The sequence below is a fragment of the Nonomuraea sp. NPDC000554 genome (assembly GCF_040300065.1).
Taxonomy (GTDB): Bacteria; Actinomycetota; Actinomycetes; order Streptosporangiales; family Streptosporangiaceae; genus Nonomuraea.
The window spans coordinates 474376-495395 of sequence record NZ_JBEPDC010000003.1; the positions used below are offsets into that span (position 1 = coordinate 474376).

Annotated in this window: 23 protein-coding genes; 15 read left to right on the forward strand and 8 right to left on the reverse strand. The window is 68.1% G+C overall.

All coding sequences use genetic code 11. The features are described from left to right. The first annotated feature begins 5 nt into the window (after nt 1-5). From ABT294_RS08745 to ABT294_RS08755, 3 genes are all read left to right on the forward strand, one after another. Complete coding sequence (locus tag ABT294_RS08745; protein WP_350804545.1) at nt 6-632, forward strand: type II secretion system F family protein; 627 nt, start codon at nt 6-8, stop codon at nt 630-632. Between the two features lie 550 nt (nt 633-1182). After that, on the forward strand, nt 1183-1704 hold the full coding sequence (locus ABT294_RS08750; RefSeq protein WP_350804547.1) for a type II secretion system F family protein: 522 nt from the start codon (nt 1183-1185) through the stop codon (nt 1702-1704). 101 nt (nt 1705-1805) lie between these two features. Continuing rightward, on the forward strand, nt 1806-2066 hold the full coding sequence (locus tag ABT294_RS08755) for a GNAT family N-acetyltransferase (protein ID WP_350804548.1): 261 nt from the start codon (nt 1806-1808) through the stop codon (nt 2064-2066). Nucleotides 2067-2164: 98 nt separating this feature from the next. On the opposite strand, the gene ABT294_RS08760 is transcribed toward ABT294_RS08755, so the two are convergent. Both ABT294_RS08760 and ABT294_RS08765 read right to left on the reverse strand, forming a co-directional pair. Beyond that, entirely contained in the window at nt 2165-2803 is a 639-nt protein-coding gene (locus tag ABT294_RS08760) for a hypothetical protein (RefSeq protein WP_350804550.1), read from the reverse strand. 1274 nt (nt 2804-4077) lie between these two features. Then, nucleotides 4078-4500, reverse strand: coding sequence for a VOC family protein (locus tag ABT294_RS08765; protein ID WP_350804551.1), 423 nt, complete (start codon nt 4498-4500; stop codon nt 4078-4080). 118 nt (nt 4501-4618) lie between these two features. Here ABT294_RS08765 and ABT294_RS08770 point away from each other — a divergent pair, with 118 nt between their 5' ends. The 4 genes from ABT294_RS08770 (at nt 4619) to ABT294_RS08785 (ending at nt 6915) form a co-directional block, all read left to right on the forward strand. Beyond that, a complete protein-coding gene (locus tag ABT294_RS08770) occupies nt 4619-4969 on the forward strand; it encodes a tyrosine-type recombinase/integrase (protein WP_502911988.1) in 351 nt (116 codons plus the stop codon). Between the two features lie 144 nt (nt 4970-5113). After that, a complete protein-coding gene (locus tag ABT294_RS08775) occupies nt 5114-5380 on the forward strand; it encodes a DUF4244 domain-containing protein (RefSeq protein ID WP_350804552.1) in 267 nt (88 codons plus the stop codon). Between the two features lie 199 nt (nt 5381-5579). After that, complete coding sequence (locus tag ABT294_RS08780) at nt 5580-5978, forward strand: TadE family type IV pilus minor pilin (RefSeq protein WP_350804553.1); 399 nt, start codon at nt 5580-5582, stop codon at nt 5976-5978. A 559-nt stretch (nt 5979-6537) separates the two neighbouring features. Beyond that, nucleotides 6538-6915, forward strand: a complete 378-nt coding sequence (locus ABT294_RS08785) for an Rv3654c family TadE-like protein (protein ID WP_350804554.1) — start codon at nt 6538-6540, stop codon at nt 6913-6915. Nucleotides 6916-6939: 24 nt separating this feature from the next. On the opposite strand, the gene ABT294_RS08790 is transcribed toward ABT294_RS08785, so the two are convergent. After that, entirely contained in the window at nt 6940-7788 is an 849-nt protein-coding gene (locus ABT294_RS08790; RefSeq protein WP_350804556.1) for a class I SAM-dependent methyltransferase, read from the reverse strand. A 276-nt stretch (nt 7789-8064) separates the two neighbouring features. On the opposite strand from ABT294_RS08790, the gene ABT294_RS08795 reads away from it, so the two are divergent. Both ABT294_RS08795 and ABT294_RS08800 read left to right on the forward strand, forming a co-directional pair. Continuing rightward, on the forward strand, nt 8065-8469 hold the full coding sequence (locus tag ABT294_RS08795; protein WP_350804558.1) for a sigma factor: 405 nt from the start codon (nt 8065-8067) through the stop codon (nt 8467-8469). Next, complete coding sequence (locus ABT294_RS08800; protein WP_350804560.1) at nt 8420-8584, forward strand: hypothetical protein; 165 nt, start codon at nt 8420-8422, stop codon at nt 8582-8584. The genes ABT294_RS08795 and ABT294_RS08800 overlap by 50 nt, the downstream gene beginning before the upstream one ends. A 210-nt stretch (nt 8585-8794) precedes the next feature. Here ABT294_RS08800 and ABT294_RS08805 read toward each other — a convergent pair whose 3' ends face one another. Both ABT294_RS08805 and ABT294_RS08810 read right to left on the reverse strand, forming a co-directional pair. After that, entirely contained in the window at nt 8795-9001 is a 207-nt protein-coding gene (locus ABT294_RS08805; protein WP_350804562.1) for a hypothetical protein, read from the reverse strand. 1615 nt (nt 9002-10616) lie between these two features. Then, on the reverse strand, nt 10617-11396 hold the full coding sequence (locus ABT294_RS08810) for a Fic family protein (protein ID WP_350804564.1): 780 nt from the start codon (nt 11394-11396) through the stop codon (nt 10617-10619). 1004 nt (nt 11397-12400) lie between these two features. On the opposite strand from ABT294_RS08810, the gene acs reads away from it, so the two are divergent. The 5 genes from acs to ABT294_RS08835 all read left to right on the forward strand — a co-directional run bounded on the left by acs (nt 12401) and on the right by ABT294_RS08835 (nt 17800). Continuing rightward, on the forward strand, nt 12401-14374 hold the full coding sequence (acs, locus tag ABT294_RS08815) for an acetate--CoA ligase (protein ID WP_350804565.1): 1974 nt from the start codon (nt 12401-12403) through the stop codon (nt 14372-14374). A gap of 380 nt (nt 14375-14754) precedes the next feature. Beyond that, entirely contained in the window at nt 14755-15981 is a 1227-nt protein-coding gene (gene nhaA / locus ABT294_RS08820; protein ID WP_350804566.1) for a Na+/H+ antiporter NhaA, read from the forward strand. Between the two features lie 31 nt (nt 15982-16012). Then, the gene (locus tag ABT294_RS08825; protein WP_350804567.1) at nt 16013-16459 is read left to right on the forward strand and encodes a phage holin family protein; all 447 of its coding nucleotides are present in this window, start codon (nt 16013-16015) and stop codon (nt 16457-16459) included. Continuing rightward, entirely contained in the window at nt 16449-17363 is a 915-nt protein-coding gene (locus ABT294_RS08830; protein WP_350804569.1) for an alpha/beta fold hydrolase, read from the forward strand. Before ABT294_RS08825 ends, ABT294_RS08830 begins: the two co-directional genes overlap by 11 nt. Then, the gene (locus tag ABT294_RS08835) at nt 17360-17800 is read left to right on the forward strand and encodes a DUF309 domain-containing protein (RefSeq protein WP_350804570.1); all 441 of its coding nucleotides are present in this window, start codon (nt 17360-17362) and stop codon (nt 17798-17800) included. The genes ABT294_RS08830 and ABT294_RS08835 overlap by 4 nt, the downstream gene beginning before the upstream one ends. On the opposite strand, the gene ABT294_RS08840 is transcribed toward ABT294_RS08835, so the two are convergent. Then, nucleotides 17797-18987, reverse strand: a complete 1191-nt coding sequence (locus ABT294_RS08840; RefSeq protein ID WP_350804572.1) for a MarP family serine protease — start codon at nt 18985-18987, stop codon at nt 17797-17799. The two genes, ABT294_RS08835 and ABT294_RS08840, sit on opposite strands and share 4 nt — an antisense overlap. An 81-nt stretch (nt 18988-19068) precedes the next feature. Between ABT294_RS08840 and ABT294_RS08845 the strand changes: the two genes are divergently transcribed. Next, complete coding sequence (locus ABT294_RS08845) at nt 19069-19587, forward strand: HEAT repeat domain-containing protein (protein ID WP_350804573.1); 519 nt, start codon at nt 19069-19071, stop codon at nt 19585-19587. Here the strand turns inward: ABT294_RS08845 and ABT294_RS08850 are convergent. Further along, the gene (locus ABT294_RS08850; RefSeq protein WP_350804574.1) at nt 19564-20211 is read right to left on the reverse strand and encodes an NUDIX hydrolase; all 648 of its coding nucleotides are present in this window, start codon (nt 20209-20211) and stop codon (nt 19564-19566) included. The genes ABT294_RS08845 and ABT294_RS08850 overlap by 24 nt on opposite strands. Before the next feature lie 39 nt (nt 20212-20250). Further along, a complete protein-coding gene (gene nth / locus ABT294_RS08855; RefSeq protein WP_350804575.1) occupies nt 20251-20952 on the reverse strand; it encodes an endonuclease III in 702 nt (233 codons plus the stop codon). Nucleotides 20953-21020 lie beyond the last annotated feature (68 nt).

Consider the following 21020-nt stretch of genomic DNA (forward strand, 5'->3'; position numbering starts at 1 on the left):
GCCTGATGAGGCTCCTCTCCCCCGAGAAGACCTTCGACTGGCAGTCGATGCGACGGCTGCTGATCCGTCCGAGCCGCACCCGCCTCGCCGACGCATGGCGCCGGGCGTCGATAGAGCTCTGCCAAGCACTGTCGGCAGAGCTGACCGCTGGGCGCACCCCTGGAGAGGCCATGGCCAGGGCAGTGGCAGCCGTGGACTTCCCCACCTCCGAAGCACTCCGTCCGCTCATCGCGGCGGCACGAGACGGCGGCGACGTGTCAGCGGCTCTGCTCGCCCTGGCACCCGCGCAAGGCGGCGAAGGCCTGCGCCGCCTGGCTGCCTGCTGGGAAGTCAGCGTGACGGTAGGCGCCGGCCTGTCCGCGCTGGTGGAACGGGTGGCCGGCACGCTCCGCACCACCCAGACCCACCGCCAGGACGTAGCAGCTCAACTCGCGGGCCCCCGCACCACAGCCAGAATGCTGGCCGCCCTCCCGGCCCTCGGCCTCCTCATGGCCGGAGCCCTGGGCATGCACCCCGTGGGCTTCCTGCTCGGCACCCTCCCGGGCCTCGGCTGCCTCATCGCCGGCATCACCCTGGACGCCTGCGGCCTCTGGTGGACACACAAGATGGCCCAACGCGCCGAGGGCCCCTGACCATCAGGCCACCCCCTTCACTCCCGCCACACCCCAACCGCCACAGACCAGCCCCAAGCCCACACCCGCACGCGAATCTCTCCGGAGCCGGCCGCTCTCACAACCCGCCCGCCCCGCTCACAGAGCCAAGGAGATCTCCACCATGTTCGGATTTCTGTGCGCCTTCGCCACCGCCCTAGCCACCTGGCTGTGGATATCTCCGGCCACCCCCGCGGAACGCCTGACACGTCTCAGGACCACCGGTGCCACCCCTCCTTCCGACACCCAAGAGCCATCCATCCGAAGCTGGACCGGCCCGCAACCGCCCTCCGGCTCGCCAAGTCCCCCTGGGGCTCCACCCGTTCATCCCAGATCGCCGTACCCGCCAACGCGCCCCGGAACTGCGCCCCTGGTCCACACGGGCAATTCCAGCTCGCCCGACCACCCCACAACGCCAAGCTGGCTCACCACGCCCGGCGCGCCACGGCGACGACTCGACCGCCGCACAATCGCCACCTCCGCCTGCACCGGGCTCGTCATCGGTCTCCTGGTCGGCGATGGCACCGGACTCGTGGTCGGCGTCATCGTCGCCACCCTCGTCGGCGTGGTCCTGCACAGACGGGAGGACCCTGCCCTCTCCCGAGACCGCGAACAGATCGCCGCCGACCTGCCGTTCGCAGCCGACCTCATGGCCGCCTGCCTGATCGCCGGAAGGCCCGTCAGCTCGGCCACCGACATCGCCGCAACAGCGATCGGAGGACCACTCGGCGAACGCCTGTCGTGGGTGAGCGCCCAACTACGCCTCGGCGCCGACCCGGAACCCACGTGGGCCTTCCTCGCGAGGAATCCGGCGACGGGTCAACTGTCGCGAGCGATGAGTAGAGCAGCCCAAACAGGCGCTCCCGTCGCGGACATACTGTCCCGCCTGGCCGACGACGCCCGTGAGTCCGCCAGAGCGGCCTCGATCGCCTCAGCCAGAAGCGTCGGCGTCAAAGCGGTGGCACCACTGGGCCTGTGCTTCCTTCCGGCATTCGTCCTGCTCGGCATCGTCCCCGTAGTCGCAGGCCTAGCCTCGACCATCACCCTGCCGTAATCGCCCATCCCCAGGCGACCACCGGCCCCGCCCTCGGCATCCTCAACTCCCAGGCACCCCCACGGGGCGCCGTCTCCGACCGCTGCGTCTACGCAGGCGTGGTGGAGCACTCCGTCTACGTCCACCCCAATGCTCGAAAGCTGGGCGTCGGCCTCGCCCTGCTGCAAGCTCTGATCGCCTCGACCGAGCAGGCCGGGATCTGGACGATCCAGTCAGGGATCTTCCCCGAGAACACCACAAGTCTCGGCCTGCACGCCCGCGCCGGATTCCGGGTGATCGGTACTCGCGAACGTATAGGCCGCCATCACGGCGTTTGGCGCGATGTCACCGCCATCGAACGCCGCAGCCCGATCGTCTCCTGAGGACATCCTGGCGGTCGCTGGTCATACTCAGGTGCATCCGGGCTGCGGACCGCTGGCGCGAAACCGCCATGCGCAACGTCGGCCTCTAAAAGATTACGTCAGTGAATTCTGCCGGATTCCTTCAGGTATGCGCTATAGATCAGCTTGTCGTCCTCGGAAAATGCCGATTCGTCAATGAATTGAAATCCGAACTCGCGGCGAACGATGTTTGTTCTGTTGTACAGCTCGTTGTCGGAATTGGACCAGGTCCCAATGAGCTGCCTGTTGGAGGAATTCTGCACCTGGAACGTGTCGCCGTCGAAGACCCCGCTCTTTACCCATGTTTGTGCGGTCATCTTATCGTAGCTGTCGTATAGTTTGCAGGCGCCCGTTGTGTTTCGCCAGTTGAAATAGAAGGTAGCTCCTCCGATCGTTGCATTGATCACGAGGTTCCCGACGGAGTCTTTGTACAGCGTCCAGCGTACGGCCCCATCGATGGTGCTCTTCGCCGCGAAGAGCCACTTGTCGTCGCCGTCCGAGTTTACGTAGCAGCTGAAACCGGTGTTGTACAGGAAGCCGACAAAGGCCGCGCCGGTAGCGAAGAGGGATGAGGTTAGCCATTTGAGCGGAAGCGTCGGGTAGAGACCGGCCAGTTCTCGATCAAGGCTTTCCGTGTTCCTCTCTGGCTTGACTTTCGATTCCCGGATTTCATTCACTCGTGCTAGTACTTCATTGCGACGCTGCATCAGTTCTTTCATGACTGATCCTTCCGAATGCGTTGATCATGAGTAAGAATTTGGGACCCAGGGCATGCCGGGAAAGAAGGATGGCGCCTCTGATGGATTCGAGCCATTCCGGCTGCGGGATAGTGATGCCCGGGTGTACGATCGCATAATCTGGGACCAGGTAAATTTCAGCTTCTTCCTCCGCAATACATAGGGGTCCGTGCCCGCCCACCGAGTTCAGCGTGCTCTTGGTGTAGCGGTGAGACCAGCTTCGCCGCCCCTGCATGCGGCGGCCCTGTCGTGAGGGTCGGGGGCACGAACCATGACCTCGGCAAGCTCGGGTTCTGTACGTGGGCGCAGCTGGCGTATGTGTCGTGAGTGGAGCGGGCCGGCGTCCATGCGAAGCACCCCGTAGGGGCCGTGTAGCGGTGGAGGCCGGTGGCGTAGCGGCAGGGCCGATCGCACGTCTGGGTAGGCGCGACCCGTAGGAGAACCCCCCGGTGCGGCTGGCTAGCACCCGGGGGGGTGGGTACGTCTCGACGCGGGGGTGTCGTGGCGGCGGGATGGTGGACGTGCCGGGTGGGGCGTGCGGTGGTGCGGCGATCGCTGCCATCCGGGGGCGGGGCGGGGCGAGCACGGCGCGGAGCGCCGCGCGCAGTCCCCCGTCTTTCGCCCCCGGGTGGCGCGTGATGCCGGGCTGCGGCGGGTGGCCGCTTGCGGCTGGGCCGTCGATCCCGCGCTCATGATCATTTCCGCGGGAAGGGGTGTCCGTCCGGCCGGGGCCGGACGGCTTGATCTGGTAGGGAAACTCATCACACAGGCTGGCGCGGGGTCTGCGCGCGGCGGCGTGCGGGGAATCCAGCCATGCGGGGACGGCGTCCCCCGATAGTGCCGTCCCCGGTCGGCCTTCCTGCGGGTCAGGGGAAGACCGCAGAGGTGATCACGCGTGCCGGGTCCGCTGACGTGAAGCGTCCGCGCGGGGGCGCGGCAGAGGCGTCTTGACCTTGGGTGGGCGGGTGGGTCGCGCTCGTCCCGTCTGTTGTCCGATCTCAAACAAGTTGGCGTGTGAGCGTGCTGCTGACCTGGGACTCGCCAACTAGGTGAGACGAAGAGATACGAAAGGTGTCTCACTCAGTTGGCGAGTGAAGGCGGAATGTCTCAGGAGACTTGGCGTTTGATCATGGAATACTGCAGCTTGGTTTCAAGGGCGACTTCTGGTGTCCTGGAACATCGCACGGGGTGCCGCCCATTTCGGTGCAGCCTGGTGCTCAGCGCGTCATCGTTCAACGCGCCAACTCGGTGGTTGATCAGCGCCGTCGGGCTGTGATGTTGAACATCCAGCTGATCCCGAATTGGTCTACGAGCGAGCCCGCCACGTCGCCCCACACCTGTGCTTCCAGAGGCAACGTTACGGTGCCGCCGACGGACAGCTTCTCGAAGTAGTCGCGGAGGTCGTCATCGTCGCCACCGATGAATACCGCAACATTGTTCCCTGGCTGGTAGGGCGGGTGGCCGGGCCTGTCATCCGGAAAGTCCCATGCCATCAGCGTGTAGCCAGCGGGGGTCTCCAACCGGGCGTGCATGACCTTGTCAGCGCTGGCTGAGTCTGGTGAGCCGAAGTCCGCGACCGTTCCCACCTCCAACTCGCCACCGAAGACCTCCTGGTAGAACTCCAGCGCCTGCCGCGCGTTGCCGTTGAACGTGATGCAAGGGTTGACCTGAGACCCCACTTGAACGCTCCATCCATAGAGTGCGACCGATCGGCGTGCCCGATGATCGCTAAGCCATGCTCCCAACAAATCACGACACCCTCTGTCGTAATTCCTACGACGGACCGACAAGGCAATCGTGCGGGGCGATGTGTACCGCTCGATCTGGAGGCGGGCTCGTAAGGCCGTCCTGAACGCCTCTGAGTGCGCCTCTGAGGTCGCCGGGCGTCCCTATGACCTGCGGCACGCAAACGCCTCCACGCTCATTCAGGCGGGCGTAGACGTGGCAGAGGTCGCGCGGCGGCTCGGACACTCCATCCGAACCCTGCTGAGCACCTACGCACACTGGATCGACGGCGGGGAGGACGCGGCGAACGCGAAGACCGAAGCCGCCCTATCCGCACAAACGATCACAGATAGCGCTCTGACCTGCGAAAACGGAAGCCATGGGCCAGCCGCGGGCCAACTGTCGCAAGGCGGCGCGGCGTAGCCGTAAAGCCTCAGGTCAACCCCCTGACTGTGGACAGGCCTACGTTCTCCACAGAACCCCGTTCGGCTCGATGCTCATATGGCCACCTGAGCAACCCTTGGACCCAACGCCGGGGCAATGCCGGCCACACCCTCTGGAGGAACGATGCACGATCCCGTAACCGAAGACACCCCTACGGAAACCACGCCAACCGCCAAAGCGGCAGCTCCACAGACCCGCCACTGGTGGTCGACGAGACGAGCTCTCACCACAGGGCCACTTCGTGACCGCGGCATGTCCACAGCCGAGTACGCAGTCGGCACGATCGCCGCCTGCGCGTTCGCAGCGCTGCTCTTCAAGGTCGTCAGCAGCCCAGAAGTATCGGAGATGCTCACAAAGCTCATCGACCAAGCCCTCAAAACCACTGGATGAGCCGACACCCCATGCCACCGACCACGGGACGTCCACCCCCTGAACGTCAATCTGCCGAACCTAGGCCAGCCAAACGTCCACCCGCTAAACCTGAACCAGCCAAGCCTCGACCCGCTGAACCTGAACCAGCCGAACCTCGAGCCGGACCTCCGCCTGCCGAACCCGACCCAGCCGAGTCACCACCCAACGACGCCCTCCGATGAACCCAAGCCCGACAACACCCGCCAGAACCACGAAGCAGTCGCCATCACGAGGTTCGATAACAGCGGAAACCGCCGCGATGCTGCCCGCGCTCATGGTCGTCCTAGCCGCAGCGCTGTGGGCGATCCAGGCCGTCGGGGCGCAACTCGAATGCGTCGACGCAGCCCGCACAGCGGCACGGGCCGCAGCCAGAGGAGAGCCACTAGACCAGGTACGCGCCCTGGTCCGCTCCGCCACCCGCCCAGAAGCGCATGTAGACGTGAGCCGAAACCCAGACACCACCACAGTCGAAATCTCTCTGGATGTCCGCCCAGCGTGGGGAGCCTCTCTCCCTGCCGTACGGGTAACAGCCTCCGCCACCGCCGACACGGAGCATGACACCTCAGCACCGCAGTGATGAGACCTCACCAAAGTGATGCTTCAAGGGCCAATCAGATCAACTCCAGTCCAGTCTGATCGCAGCCTGGATCCACAGACTGCGATCAGACCGGGCCCAACCTCCTCAACAACACCCCGATGGTGACCGAGCGTCAGCCCTGACAGGACGCAGCACGGCAGACCGTGCGACCGGATGCAGCACAACAGCGACCTCAACCCACACCAGTCCGGAGACAACATGGTTTAGTTCCCTTCAACGCACCACTCCCACTCTGACCAGCTCGCCTCGTGGACCCTCGGCTCGACTCCTCGGCTCGGCTCAGCTCATCAACTCGGTTGCCTCGGCTCAGCTCGTGGGCCTCTCGAATCGACTCCCCGGCTCAGCTCGTGGACCTCTCGAATCGGCTCCTCGGCTTGGCTCGGCGCGGGCCCCTCGAACGGATCGTGAAGCTCGCCCAGACTCGCGAAATCTGCCTCAGCCCAGCTCGCAAAGCTCGGTCTCAGCCATCAAGTGAGACAAGTCCCGGCTCACACAACGAGACCCGAACTCAGCTACTCATCCCACGGATCGGAGGAACATGCCTGCTCAGCGCGGAGATCGCGGTTCCGCGACGCTCTGGGGCGTGGCGCTCATGGGGCTCTTGACGGCAGTCGCCATGGCCTTCACCACGGTCGGATCAGTTCGTGTCGCCCGCCATCGGGTGAACGACGCCGCCGATCTGAGCGCCTTGGCGGCAGCCAGGCTCGCTGTCACCGCCCCGGACAGCGCCTGTCTCAGAGCAGCAGACCTTGCCGCAAGGAACGGCGTCAATCTCGAACGGTGCACGATCACTGACGAAATCGCCGACGTGCAGACCTCGCTACCGATCACGCTGCCGGCGGTGGGCACCCGAACCCTCACGGGAAGATCGCGCGCAGGCCCGTCGCAGTCAAGCCCATCCGAGATCGGCGAGTAGCTGGATCCGGTGACACCAGGTCCGTCAGGTGCGCGTTCCGGCCACCAGCAGGAAGAGCGGCACCCGACGACGGCGCTCCAGTTCGGTCAGGTCCCCCTTGAACCGGTCTTCTCGGGGAGCACACTCACGAAGGGAAGTGAGGCTGAAACCAGTGTTCCGCAGCACACGCACGTAGTCCTCGATCGTCCGGTGGAACCAGGTGACAGTCCCGCCGAGCCAGTTCCGCTGTCGCGGCCCCTGGACGAAGTAGTCATCGACAACCCAGTCGGTACGTGCGGCCTGCGTCCCGGCGTCGTGCGAGGTCAGGACGGGGTGAACGACCGTGAACACCACTCGCCCACCCGGCGCGAGACAGGCATGGCAGGCCGCGAGCACCGCCTCGACGTCATCCACATAGTGCAGAGCCAGACGAGAAACAACCAGGTCGAACGCGCCCGACGCAGCAAAGATCATCTTTGGATCGAACGAACCCGAAGCACTGAAGATCATCTCTGTGTCCAACGGGCCAGGCGCAGCGGGCAATGCCTCCCGATCGACCGAGTTCCGCGCGACGGCGAACTCCTCCATGTCCATGCGTTCGACCCGACCAGAGGTCGCACGCAGCATCGCCCTGGCCTCCTCGACCATGGCAACCGATCCGTCCAGCCCCAGATAGCCCCGACAGCCGGCGTCCAGCAGGATCCTGCCGATGGCGGCATCACCACAACCAAGATCAAGAACTCTCAGACCGACACAAGGACCCAGCTCCTCCAGCAGCGCCGGCTCCTCCATCACGTGATTCGGGCTCGTCACCCCACCGTGCCGGCGACAGAGATACTGCTGCCGAACCTCGGGCACGTCGTAGAAGCGGCCACCGCGCTGGGATTCAGTCACGCCCTCGGAGTGTAGATCGCCCAAGTCCATCAATATCAACACCAACAGGGAAGCCAACCCTCCCAACAGCTGCAAAGCAACCAGCCGTCGACGACCTACAGGCCGCAAAGGCCCAGCATTCAACCCTTTCCGACACACGCCAGACACCCACTGTGACCTAGGTTCAGCGAACGCCATGGTGGCCTGCCCAAAGCGCCCGTGGTGCGCGCACACCCGGGCCGGCCACCCGACCGCGAAATCCCGCCCCATCTCACCACCGACCCCAAGGGCGAACACGTGAGCCGCGAGACACTGACAGACGTGGTGTGCCAGCACGCGGGCCAGCTGGCCGCGTCCCTGGTGTCGCTGTTGGGAGACTTCTCGGCTGCCGAGGACCTGCCGCAGGACTCGGTCGAGACGGCGCTGCTGCGCTGGCCCGTCGAGGGCGTCTCGGACCGGCCGGATGCCTGGCTGTTCGCTGCGGCCCGGCGGCGGGGGCTGGACGTGCTGCGGCGGGAGTCGAACTACCGGACCAAGCTGGCCCAGTTGACCTGGCCGGCCCCGTCGGCGCCGGATGACCGGCTGCGGCTGATCTTCATGCTGTCATCCGACAGTGTCGCGCGCCGCGCAGATCGCGCTGACGTTGCGGGTGGTGTGCGGGTTGAGCAGCGGGCAGATCGCCGCGGCGTTCGTGGCGCCTGAACCGACCGTGGCGCAGCGGCTGACCCGCGCCAAGCGGAAGATCGCCGAAGTGGGCATCCCGTACCGGGCCTGCGGCTCGGCTGACGGTCGGCGGCTCTGCGGGCGGCTCGGCTGACGGTCGGCGGCTCGGCTGGTGGTGGTGCAACGAGCGGGGCCCGCTTTCGGGCGAGACAACGTGCGGGCCCAGCTTTCCGGCCGAGACCTCGACGGCGGGTCCGCCTGGCGGGTGGTGGGCGAGAGACAGGAAAAGGGGCGACCCCCGCCGGGGGGGAGAGCGGGGGTCGCCTGATCGGTCCGGCTCCGGGGGGGTAGAGCCGGTCCCGTTTCAGAAGAAAGCTTTCATCACTTCACCAGGGCCTGGCAAGAGAGTTGCAAAGCGATCCCATGCACAGTCACTCCAGTTTCTGGTGATACCCCCGTATGCTGCCCGATCAACTCGAGTTTCGTCGAGGAGCAATCTCGCATTTTCGCCAAGTTTTTTCGCTGCACCGATAACGATCACATAAAGCCGATCACTCTGCGTGATCGTCACAGATTGATAACCGAGCCGAAGGGCGAGACGTGACGATATGCCCCGGCCCGATCGCGGGACCCGGGTAAAGGTCTTGCTATCAGGGGTTCCCATCAGGGTGGATCCGACGTACAAAGGGGTTACGGACGACTTGTCCGGGTGCGTCAGCCGGGCACCCACGCGCGACCAGCCGCGGGAGGCGCGTCGAGACGGGCTTGACCCGGTCCGACGAATAGAGGTGCACGCTTGGTAACCCGGTGTGACGCACCGGCAGACGGCGTCTCACACGAGACGCCGTCAGCTATGTGAGCCGAAACCTCCAGGCCAGGCCGTAGAAGCACTCCGAGTCGCATGGGCCGCTCAGGCCCGGCAGGGCTCGCGAAGGCACCTAAACTCACCGCGGGGTCAACTCGGGGCATCTCAGGCTCCCAAGTGATCTTGTGTGCGTAGGTCGCCACAGCTGTCCGACCGGCCTTGACCAGCGCAGGTCTCCTTTGCCACCGCCCAGATCGCCATCACAGGCGCAGGTCCCCTTTGAGCTGTACAGGTCCCTGGGGTCGTCCGGGTTGCCATCAGTGGCGCACGCGGCCTTGAGCTGCATAGATCGCCGCTTCCCAGGATGCCTTCGTGTGTTGCGCAGGGGTGACTGCGCCCATCCGGAGGCTGGACGTGGATCGGCGGAGTGACGTTGGTGGTGGATGGTCCGGTCCTGGACGGCCCGCATTGTGGACGGCCGGTTGTGGACGGCCGGTCGTTGACGGCCGGTCGTTGACGGCCGGTGGCCGGTGAGCCAGGCAGGTGGCCCGGCGAGCCAGGTGGCCGGTGGCAGGTGGCCCGGCGAGCCAGGTGGCCGGTGGCAGGTGGCCCGGCGAGCCAGGTGGCAGGTGAGCGTGTGAGCGTGTGGCAATGAGCCCGCGACGGCAAGGCCCAACCTGTGACGGACGAGCCAGGGGCGGATGAGCCAGGGGCGGATGAGCCAGGACGGCTGGTGACGGATGAGCGCCGATGGCCGCGGCGGATGTCGTCGTGGCAGATGCGCCGGGGGCGGATGAGCCCGTGGCGGATCAGCCGTGGCAGATGAGCCCGGGATGGCCGAGGGCGGATGAGCCGGGGTGGTATGGCCGGTGGTTGGGGCTTCACCCCGAAGTGTGGACACCGGTAGTCATGCAGCGAGCAGGACCTTACCGAGGGAACGCTGCTCGTAGTCGATGGGGCTGAGGTAGTCCAGGGTGGAGTGTCTTCTTCGGGGTGAAGCCCCGTTGGTGGTTGGTGGTTGGTGGTTGGTGGTTGGTGGTTGGTGGTTGGTAGGGGTGAGCCAGGAGCGCAGGTCGTTGGGGCGGTGTTGAAGTGTGTCGGCTTGGCGGAGGCGCTGCATGCCGAGCGGTGTTTCGACGTCTCGGAACAGCGGTTTGGCGGGTTTGGGTGAAGGGCGTCCCCGGAGCGGGTCCCCGTAGCCGCCCGGGTCGTCGATTGCCGTCCGGGTCGCCTTGAGTGCTGCAGCTCTTCTTGAGCTGCGTTAGTCGCACTGGGGGCGACCCGGCGTACGTGCGCTGGAAAGCACTGTCCGGCGCGCGTCCTGGGGGTTGGTTGTGCGGCGTTGAGTCGTGTGGGCAGGCTGTCGGCCGCTGGCTTTCTGTCAGCCGCGTTGGAGGGCTTCGCAGATCGCGGTGGTCTCGCGGACGCCGAGGCTTACCGCCGCAGCGCAGTGTCGTATCCACTCCGCGACCCCTTCGGGCGTTCCAGTCAGGTAGGCGCGGAGTGCGTCGGCATACGGAAGTTCCAGATGTCCTACCTCGACGACAGCCAGCGACTTGGGGTCCAGCCCGTACTCGACCAGGGTGAGCCGCTCCGCAGAGCGGGCGACGATCCCGTCGGCCGTCCCGAACGGGCGGAGCACGGCGAGCTCGGCATGGACGACGGCGGCCAGCACGATCGCCGGGGCCTTCGTCGGGCTGCCCATCAGGTCGAGCAGGTTCTCCATCCGGGCGGCGGCCTCGGCGGCGCCGGGAGCGGGCCCCAGGTCGAGCGGGTCGGCAGTCGCATCGCCGGAACGGGGACGTCCGACGTCCGCCTGATCAGCCAGTCCGGCGGCGGCGACGGTGTGCAGCCGGGCGAGCACCTGGCGAGGGGCCTTGCGCCAGGTTGCGCCCAGGCGTCCCATCTCGGCAGATGCCCGCAGAGCTCCTTGAACGAGGGGATCGTGGACTTCGTCCCGGCGTAGGGCGTCGAGGGAGACGTCCACTCCCTCAAGGGACGCCGAGGCGCGCGCGCCGCGCAGCGACGACTCGGTGGAAACCGCAGGGCTGGCGCGACGCAGGACGCGGTGGCGGTACAGCCTGTCGACAGCCTGCCGCGCCTCCTCCACCGCCTCGGGGACGCCGGGAAGTTGCCCGAGGACGGCCAATGGGTCACTCACAAACACTCGACTCTACCTGCGGTGGAGGTCGTCTCTGCGTTCGAGGTGGGCGATTCCCATCTGTTGGCCTGTGGGTGCTGCTGGCGGGTCGGCATCTCTCGCGGTGTCGAGCGCCGGCCCTGGTCTTCGCGCGGTGCGCAGGCGTTGGTCTGCCCGCCTGCCCGAAAGCCAGGACGTGGATCGGCGTACCGCTGCCCAGGTGGGGCCGTCCAGTTCCCGACAGGCCGGACCGCGAGCCACCGAACCGCGAGGTCAGCGGACTGCAAGGCAGCGGTTGCAAGGCCTTGGACCGCCAGCCTGTGGACCGCGAGCCAGCGAGGGGCTCGGAGGGCAGACGGGAATGGCTTGGCTCGATGAGTGCGTGGGGGGTGGGGGTGCAGGGGTTCGGTCGTGTTGGTTTTTGGGGGCGGGGCCCGGAGGTGCAGTCGTGTTGGGGGCAGGGTGCAGTCGTGTGGACGGCGGGGGATGCGGCGGGGATGCAGTCGCGTGAGGGGCGGGGGTGCAGTTGTGAACGGCGGGGGTGTGGTCATGTGAGGGGTGGGGGCGATTTGCGTGAGCATTCGGGGCACGTGGGCGTTCGTGCGCGAGTGACCCTGGTCACCCGCAGCGGTCACCTGGGGGCGGCCCGGCCGAGCAACTCACGAGCGTCAGCGGCTCGCGTACGAGCGGCGCAGGTCACGGAGAGCGGTCGCGAGGCGGTCGGCAGCACGTGGGACGGGACGCTCGGCCGGGGCGGGAAAAGGGGAACGACGGCGCGCGACGGGCCCGGCTGCGAGGGGGCCCATAATGCGACGCCAGGCGGGTTCGCAAGGGCCCCATTTGGCTCGTTCCACGTTTTCAGATTTCAGGATGACAACAATTCAATAGCGGTTGTCATGCGATCTGATAAGCGGAGCCCCGCGAACACCCACGGTACAGACCTGTCTAGACCTCTTGTGTGGGGACACCGTGACCTGGTGAAGTGGGACACGACCTATCCAACCTGGCCATAGAAGGAGCACGAAGTGGCCCCGGAGACCCCTGGCACCGAGTCCCAGGCGCTGTCCAACCTGCTGCAGGAGAACCGCCGGTTCGCACCGCCGGCCGATCTGGCAGCGGCCGCGAACGTGACCGCCGCCGCGTACGACGAGGCGGCGGCTGACCGGCTCGCCTTCTGGGAGCGTGCTGCCGACCGTCTGACCTGGGCCAAGCGGTGGGACACCACGTTGGAGTGGAATGCCCCGTTCGCCAAATGGTTCGTGGGGGGCGAGCTCAACGTCGCCTACAACTGTGTCGACCGGCACGTCGAGGCGGGACGTGGCGACAAGGTCGCCTACCACTGGGAGGGCGAGCCCGAGGGCGACGCGCGTACCTTGACCTACGCCGACCTCCAGCGGGAGGTCAGCAAGGCCGCCAACGCCCTGCAGGAGCTGGGTGTGAGCAAGGGCGACCGGGTGGCGATCTACATGCCGATGATCCCGGAGCTGCCGATCGCGATGCTCGCCTGTGCTCGTATCGGGGCGATTCACTCGGTGGTGTTCGGCGGGTTCTCGGCCAGCGCGTTGAAGAGCCGGATCGACGACGCCGACGCCAAGCTGGTCATCACGGCCGACGGAGGCTACCGGCGCGGGGCGCCGTCGGCGCTGAAGCCGACGGTGGACGAGGCGGTCGCCGAGTGCCCGCAGGTGGAGCATGTTCTGGTCGTCCGTCGTACCGGCCAGGACGTGGCCGCCGGCGACAAGGACGTCTGGTGGCACGACCTGGTCGACCGTCAGAGCGACCAGCACACGCCGGTGCCGCATGACGCCGAGGACCCGCTGTACATCCTCTACACCAGCGGCACCACCGGTAAGCCGAAGGGCATCCTGCACACGACGGGCGGCTACCTGACCCAGACGGCCTGGACGCACCACGCGGTCTTCGACCTGAAGCCGGAGTCCGACATCTACTGGTGCACGGCCGACATCGGCTGGGTCACCGGGCACTCGTACATCGTGTACGGCCCGCTGGCCAACGGCGCGACGAGCGTGATCTACGAGGGCACTCCCGACACCCCGCACCGGGGCCGGTTCTGGGAGATCGTGCAGAAGTACAAGATCACGATCCTGTACACCGCTCCGACGGCGATCCGGACGTTCATGAAGTGGGGCGACGACATCCCCGCCAAGTACGACATGTCCAGCCTGCGCGTGCTCGGCTCCGTGGGTGAGCCCATCAACCCCGAGGCGTACGTCTGGTACCGCGAGCACATCGGCCAGAACCGCTGCCCCGTCGTCGACACCTGGTGGCAGACCGAGACCGGCGCCATCATGATCAGCCCGCTGCCCGGCGTCACCGCGGCCAAGCCGGGCGCGGCCATGCGTCCCCTGCCGGGCATCAGCGCCGACGTGGTCGACGACCTGGGCAACAGCGTTCCCAACGGAGGCGGCGGCTTCCTGGCCGTGCGCGAGCCGTGGCCGTCCATGCTGCGCACGATCTGGGGTGACGACCAGCGTTACATCGACACGTACTGGTCGCGCTTCGAGGGCATGTACTTCCCCGGCGACGGCGCCAAGAGGGACGAGGACGGCGACCTGTGGCTGCTCGGCCGCGTCGACGACGTCATGCTCGTCTCGGGCCACAACATCTCCACCACCGAGGTGGAGAGCGCGCTGGTCAGCCACCCCAAGGTCGCCGAGGCCGCGGTCGTGGGCGCCACCGACCCGGTGACGGGCCAGGCCATCGTGTCGTTCGTCATCCTGCGCGGCAGCGCGGAAGAGAGCGAGGACATCGGCTCCGAGCTGCGCACCCACGTCGCCAAGACGCTCGGGCCGATCGCCAAGCCGCGCCAGATCCTGGTGGTCCCCGAGCTGCCGAAGACCCGCTCCGGCAAGATCATGCGGCGTCTCCTCCGTGACGTCGCGGAGAACCGCAGCATCGGCGACGTCACCACGCTGGCCGACAGCACGGTGATGAACCTGATCTCGGAGAAGCTCCCCGCTGCCAAGTCGGAGGACTGAGCGCGGCCGATGTGGCCGCATGTCCCCTGGGGGCATGCGGCTACAGGTCGAGCGAGTCGTTGACAGCCCGCACGTGTCGGCCGGCAGCCCGGGTGGCGCTCACGGGCCTGCCGGATGAGCAGCCTTCATCCACCTGGCCACGGGCCGGCCAGGTCGCTGGTGAACAGGAAGGCGGATCCCACGGGACGCCGTCGGGGCCGGAGGCGAGCCAGGCCACACGGTGGCTGGACGCGCTCCGGGCGGGGTCGGTCAGCGGGTGATGTGGATCGACAAGGACGGCTCCGGGCGGGCAGTTTGGGTAGAGTTGGGGCTGGTGTGCCGGGAAGTCGGGTCGGCGGGAGGGGAAGCGTTTCCCTCCGTCAGCCACCTAGGGAGCATTGTTGCGCAGAGCCGCTGACATGTGGCCTTTCCGGCCTACCGCCCGCTACGCCGCCACACTGGCAGAAGCCCTGCGGACGGAGACGATCGGCGGCGTCGTCATGCTGGCCGCCACGGGAGCCGCCCTCGTCTGGGCCAACGTCGACCTCGCCGGTTACACCGCGCTGCGCGAGACCAGGATCGGCCCGGAGTGGCTGCACCTGGACATGGAGCTGTTCAGATGGGCCCAGAACGGCCTGCTGACGATCTTCTTCTTCGTGGCGGGGCTGGAGGTCAAGGAGGAGTTCGTCCACGGCGAGCTGGCGCACCTGCGCAAGGCCGCGCTGCCCATCGTCGCCTCCCTGTCGGGCATGGTCGTCCCGGCGGTCGTCTACGTCCTGGTGTCGTGGGGCGCGGAGGACGCGGGGCGCGGATGGGCGATCCCGACGGCCACCGACATCGCCTTCGCCCTGGCCGTGCTGGCCGTGACCGCCAGCGCGATGCCCGCCGCGCTGCGCGCGTTCCTGCTCACCTGCGCGGTGGTGGACGACCTCGGCGCGATCACGATCATCGCCCTCTTCTACACCGAGCACCTCGACGTCGCGGCCCTGCTGGGCGGCGCGGCCCTCATCGGGGCGTACGGCTACCTGCAGCGCAGGCACGTCACCGCCCTGTGGCTGCTGGTGCCGCTCGCGGTGGGCGCCTGGTACCTGGTGGAGCTCAGCGGCGTGCACGCCACGGTGGCGGGCGTGGCGCTCGGCCTGCTCACCAGGGTCCGGCCCGCGGGCGAGGAGCGGCGCTCCCCTTCGGAGGCCGCGGACCACCACCTCAGGCCGGTCTCGGCGGGCCTGGCGGTGCCGGTGTTCGCGTTCCTTTCCGCAGGGGTGAAGCTGGACGGGTCCAGCCTCGGCGCTATCTTCTCTGATCGGGTAGTTCTGGGAGTGGTGACGGGGCTCGTGCTCGGCAAGTTCCTCGGCGTGTTCGGCGGCGCCTGGCTGTCGGTGCGGCTGGGCCTGGCCCGTCTCTCGGAGGAGCTGCACTGGCGGGACATGGCGGCGGTGTCGCTGCTGGCCGGGATCGGGTTCACGGTGTCACTGTTGATCGGCAACCTGGCCTACAGCGCCGATCAGGAGCGCGTCGAGGCCATCACGGTGGGGATCCTCGTGGCGAGCCTGGTCGCGTCGGTCTTGGCAGCGGTACTCCTGCACATACGGGTACGCAAGCGTCGCATTGCGCAGGATGATGTTTGACAGGGCCACCAGGCCCCGATAGGAGACGTTCATGCCGCAGACTCCCGAGGAAGAATCCCTGGGCTCGCTCGTCGCCCAGGCGAGCGACCACATCTCGACCCTGGTCCGCTCGGAGATCGAGCTGGCCAAGGCCGAGTTCAGATTCGACGCCAAGCGGGTCGGCACGGCGGGCGGCCTGTTCGCCGCCGCCGCGTTCATGGCGCACCTGTGCCTGATCCTGGCCTCGTTCACGATCGCCTACGCGCTGGCCCAGTGGCTGCCGAACTGGGCGGCCTTCCTCATCGTGACGGTCTTCTACCTGCTGGTGGCCGGGCTGCTGGTGTTCGTCGGGGTCCGCAGGCTGAAGGGGCTGGCCGGGATGAAGCGTACGGCGAGGTCGATCAAGGGCCTGAAGGAGATCGCCACGCCTGACGGCGACCGGCCGACGGCGGGCGAGCTGGGGGCGCATCGGGAGCCGGTGAGCCGCGATGGCACCTGACGAGACGGTCGTCCAGATCGAGGGCCCGTGGCGGCACCGCGCGGTGCACGCGGGCGGCACCCGCTTCCACGTCGTCGAGGCGGGCCAGGGCCCGCTGGTGCTGCTGCTGCACGGGTTCCCGCAGTTCTGGTGGTGCTGGCGGCGCCAGCTGGAGTCGCTGGCCGCCGCGGGCTACCGCGCGGTCGCGGTGGACCTGCGCGGGTACGGCGGCAGCGACAAGCCGCCGCGCGGCTACGACCTGCCGACGCTGGCGGGCGACGCGACGGGCCTGATCCGCGCGCTGGGCGAGACCGGGGCGGTGGTGGTCGGCCACGACTGGGGCGGGCTGCTCGCCTGGACGATGGCGGTGCTCGACAGCAAGTGCGTGACGCGGCTGGTCACCGTGTCGGCTCCGCATCCGCTGCGGCTGCGCAGCTCGCTGCTGACGTTCGGCCAGCTCAGGGCGAGCGGTCACGGGTTCGGCTTCCAGCTGCCGATCCTGCCCGAGCGCAGGCTGGTCCGCGACGGCGGCGCGATGGTGGGCAGGCTGCTGGACGAGTGGTCGGGCCCGGAGTGGCCCGACAAGGAGACGGCGCGGACGTACCGGGAGGCGTTCATGATCCCGGCCGTGGCCCACTCCGCGCTGGAGTACCACCGCTGGTTCGGCCGCTCCCAGTTCCGGCCCGACGGCCTGCGTTACGCCCGGACGATGCGCACCGAGATCGAGGTGCCCACGCTGCAGCTGCACGGCGCGCTCGACCCCTGGATCCTGCCGCGCACCGCGCAGGGGTCCGGCAGGTACGTCGCCGCGCCGTACCGGTGGCGGCTGTTCGAGGGGGCCGGGCACTTCCCGCACGAGGAGACGCCCGTGGAGTTCGACGCGGAGTTGCTCGGCTGGCTGTCGGATCCGGAGCCTGACCGATGAGAGACCGTGACCCCGAGGGCCGTCCGCGCAGCGCCAGGCCGCGCGACGCGTACGGCAGGCCGCTCCCCCACGGCGCGCAGGGCGTGGAGCGGGTTCCCGACGACTACGCGCCCACCTCGGAGCGGGCGCTGGCCGACGCCCGGCGGTTCCTGAGCGAGGGGCTGCCGTTCAACGCGCACGAGGTGTTCGAGGGCCGCTGGAAGTGCGCCCCCGAGGAGGAGCGCGAGCTGTGGCAGGGCCTCGCGCAGATCTGTGTCGGCCTCACCCACCTGCAACGCGGCAACGGACGCGGCGCGCTGACCCTGCTCGGCCGGGGCGCGGCCCGGGTGCCGGGCGACGGCCCGTACGGCCCGGTGGGCAGGGCGGCCTCGGGGCTGGGCGCCGACAGCGACCCCGAGCAGGCGATCACGCTGATCCTGGACGCGCTGCCGGGCTAGTCGCACCCCTGGGTGCTGGCCGGGGTGGTGTCGGTCCGGCCCTGGTCGGCGTCGGGTCTGACCTCGTCGGCGGTCAGCACGTACCCGGTCTCCTCCTGGCTGACCGCGGCGGCGAAGATCACGCCGTAGACCCGTCCGTCGACGGTGAGCAGCGGGCCGCCCGAGTTGCCGGGCAGCACCTTGCCGCGGATCGCGTAGACCTGCCGGGTGACGTTGGAGCTGCGGTAGATGTCGGGCCCCTCGGCCTTGAGCTGGCTGCGGATGCGCGCCGGCTCGGGGGTGAACCCCTGCCCCTTGGGGAACCCGGCGATGATCGCGTTGTCGCCCTTCTCCGCGGTGTTGTCGAAGGTGAGCTGGGGCAGGCCGAGGCCCGGGACGTACAGGATGGCGATGTCGCGCTCGGGGTTGTAGCGCACGACGGTGGCGGCGTGACGGTTGTTGTCGAGGTCGATGACCTGCAGGTCGCGGGTCACTCCCGCGACCACGTGCGCGTTGGTCATGATCCGGTCTTCGGCGTAGACGAAGCCGGTGCCCTCGATGTGCTTGTTGCAGCTCTCGGCGTTGCCCTGCACCTTGACGATGGCCTTCTGCGCCCGCTTGAGCCGGGCGCCCTGGAGGATGCCGCGCGGCGCGGGCGGTACGTCCACGAGCTCCCCGGCGCCGATGGCGTCGAAGACGGGCGGGAACTCCGAGCGGTCGATGAACTTCTTGAACGGCTGCTGCCAGTTCCGCGCCGACTGCGGGATCGCCTCGTCGACGGTGGTCAGCAACATGGAGCCCTTGACCTGCTCGACCAGCGGCGCGAAGGAGGTCGAGACGACCAGCGACCCGATCAGCCAGGCGATCACGAGCACCGACAGCGCGCTGGCGAACGTGCCGCCGACGGCGTCGGCCACCTTGGCGGGCTCCCAGGTGACGTGGCTGCGCACGACGGCGCCGATCGTGGAGGACGCGAACTGCCCGATCGTGGCGGCCAGGAAGACGATCACGATGGCGAGCAGCGCCTGCGGGGTGTCGCCGTCGACGACGGCCTTGGAGATGGGGGGCGCGATGAAGACGCCGAGCACGGCTCCGCCGACGAATCCGACGAAACTCATGACGCCGATGATGAAGCCCTGCCGGTAGCCCGAGACGCCGAAGGCGATCACGAGGCCGATCAATATGAGGTCAAGCAGATCACCGCGCACGCTTCAAAGGTAACCAGCAAGAGGGTCAAGTGTGCACGTCTTGCGCCAGTACGGCGTCACCGGGTGGCTACCTTGACTGGCATGTCGCCGATCGGGGGAACAGTCCGCGAACTCATCGAGGCTGCTCTCGGCGATCCCGATCCTGACGGGCCGGTCCGCTGGCACGCGATCTCCGTGCTGCAGAGGCGGGGCGATCTGGAGTCGTTCATCGAGGCCCGTCGCCTGTGCGCCGCGGAGAGCGTCGGGGAACGTCTGCTGGGCGTGGACATCCTGGGCATGCTCGGGATGTTCGTCGACCGCACGCTGCCGGTGCTGCGCTACCTCGCGGCCAGCGAGAGCGACGCGATGGTGCTCTACTCGGTGCTGATCGCCTTCGGCCACCTGGCCGATCCGCGCTCACTGCCGTCCGTGATCGACCTGGCCGGGCACGAGGACGCCAGGGTGCGCTACGGCGCGGCCTACGCGCTCCAGCACGTGCTGGGCAGCCCGCCCGACCCGGCCGGGCTGGCCACGCTGCGCAGGCTCGCCTCCGACAGCGACGCGGACGTGGCCGGATGGGCCTCCCTCGGCGTGGCGCTAACCACGGCCAGAAAGGTTTAGCACGTCGGGCGGAAGGTCCTCGATCCGCTCGAGGTTCCAGGGCCGATCCAGGCCGCCCGAGCGCAGCACGGAGTCCAGCACCATCGCGGTGAACCCCCACACCAGCATGCCGCGCACCTGGAAGGCGGGCCCGGCGAAGCCGCTGGGGTGGCGCAGGTTGAGCCGGTTGACCGGGTCGACCAGCTCGGCGATCGGGACCCGCTCCACGGAGTCGACCTCGTCGGGTGAGGCCGCGTGCACCGCGGACGGCATGCGCCACCAGCCGACGACCGGGACGACCCGGTTGTGGCTGTGCCAGACGTAGAGCTCGGGCATGGTGCACAGCACGGTCACGCCAGTGGGGTCGAGCCCGGTCTCCTCCTGCGCCTCGCGCAGCGCCGCCTGCACCGGCCCGCCGTCGCCGGGATCGACGCCGCCGCCGGGGAACGCGGGCTGCCCCGCGTGCCTGCGCCCGCGGGTGCTGCGCTGGATCAGCAGCACGTCGGGCCCGAGCGGCCCCTCTCCGAACAGCAGCAGCACCGCCGCCTGGCGTCCGCCTTGCGCGGGCGGTCGCAGACCCGCGGGGACAACGGTGTGTATGGCCTGCGAAGCCAGATTCTCTAGCCAGCGGGGGACTTCGGTCACGCATCCTCCAACACGCGGGGCATCCGGAGACTTCCCCGGCTATGAGAACGGGCCGGACTTGACGAGCTTGGCGGCCTCGTCGGCGTCCGTGGGGCCGGTGCCGTACGAGGGGCACAGCGCGGCGAGCGGGCAGGCGCCGCAGGCGGGCCTGCGCGCGTTGCAGATGCGGCGGCCGTGCCAGATCACCCGGTGGGAGAAGACGGTCCACTCGCGTTTGGGGATCAGCTCGCCCACGATGTGCTCGATCTTGACCGGGTCGGTCTCGTCGGTCCAGCCGAAGCGGCGGACGAGCCGCTGGAAGTGGGTGTCGACGGTCAGGCCCGGGACGCCGAAGGCGTTGCCGAGCACCACGTTGGCCGTCTTGCGGCCCACGCCGGGCAGCTCGACCAGGTCCTTCAGTCTCTTCGGCACCACGCCCCCGTGGCGGTCGCGGACGGCCTGGGCCATGCCGATGATGCTGTTGGTCTTGGCCCGGAAGAAACCGGTGGAGCGGATGATCTCCTCGACGTCCGCGGGATTCGCCGCCGCATAGTCGACTACCGACGGGTATTTCGCGAATAGGGTGGGAGTGACGAGGTTGACGCGTTTGTCCGTACACTGCGCCGAGAGGATCGTCGCGACCAGCAGCTCGAGCGGGTTACCGAAGTCGAGCTCGCAGTGCGCGTCAGGGTAGGTTTCCGCCAGGATCCGATTCATCCGGCGGGCACGACGCACCAGGGCGAGCCGGGACTCAGTTGGCATCCCCTTAGCCTATGCGCAAGGGCCACTTGGGACCTATGCAGTGGGGTGCGTCACAATGGCAGGCAAGG

Excerpts from the sequence above, each read along its gene's own strand:
- ABT294_RS08745 (WP_350804545.1), top strand. The coding sequence starts at position 6 with ATGAGGCTCCTCTCCCCCGAGAAGACCTTCGACTGGCAGTCGATGCGA.
- ABT294_RS08760 (WP_350804550.1), bottom strand. The coding sequence starts at position 2,803 with ATGAAAGAACTGATGCAGCGTCGCAATGAAGTACTAGCACGAGTGAAT.
- ABT294_RS08775 (WP_350804552.1), top strand. The coding sequence starts at position 5,114 with ATGCACGATCCCGTAACCGAAGACACCCCTACGGAAACCACGCCAACC.
- ABT294_RS08780 (WP_350804553.1), top strand. The coding sequence starts at position 5,580 with ATGAACCCAAGCCCGACAACACCCGCCAGAACCACGAAGCAGTCGCCA.
- ABT294_RS08785 (WP_350804554.1), top strand. The coding sequence starts at position 6,538 with ATGCCTGCTCAGCGCGGAGATCGCGGTTCCGCGACGCTCTGGGGCGTG.
- ABT294_RS08825 (WP_350804567.1), top strand. The coding sequence starts at position 16,013 with ATGCCGCAGACTCCCGAGGAAGAATCCCTGGGCTCGCTCGTCGCCCAG.
- ABT294_RS08830 (WP_350804569.1), top strand. The coding sequence starts at position 16,449 with ATGGCACCTGACGAGACGGTCGTCCAGATCGAGGGCCCGTGGCGGCAC.
- ABT294_RS08835 (WP_350804570.1), top strand. The coding sequence starts at position 17,360 with ATGAGAGACCGTGACCCCGAGGGCCGTCCGCGCAGCGCCAGGCCGCGC.
- ABT294_RS08845 (WP_350804573.1), top strand. The coding sequence starts at position 19,069 with ATGTCGCCGATCGGGGGAACAGTCCGCGAACTCATCGAGGCTGCTCTC.
- nth (WP_350804575.1), bottom strand. The coding sequence starts at position 20,952 with ATGCCAACTGAGTCCCGGCTCGCCCTGGTGCGTCGTGCCCGCCGGATG.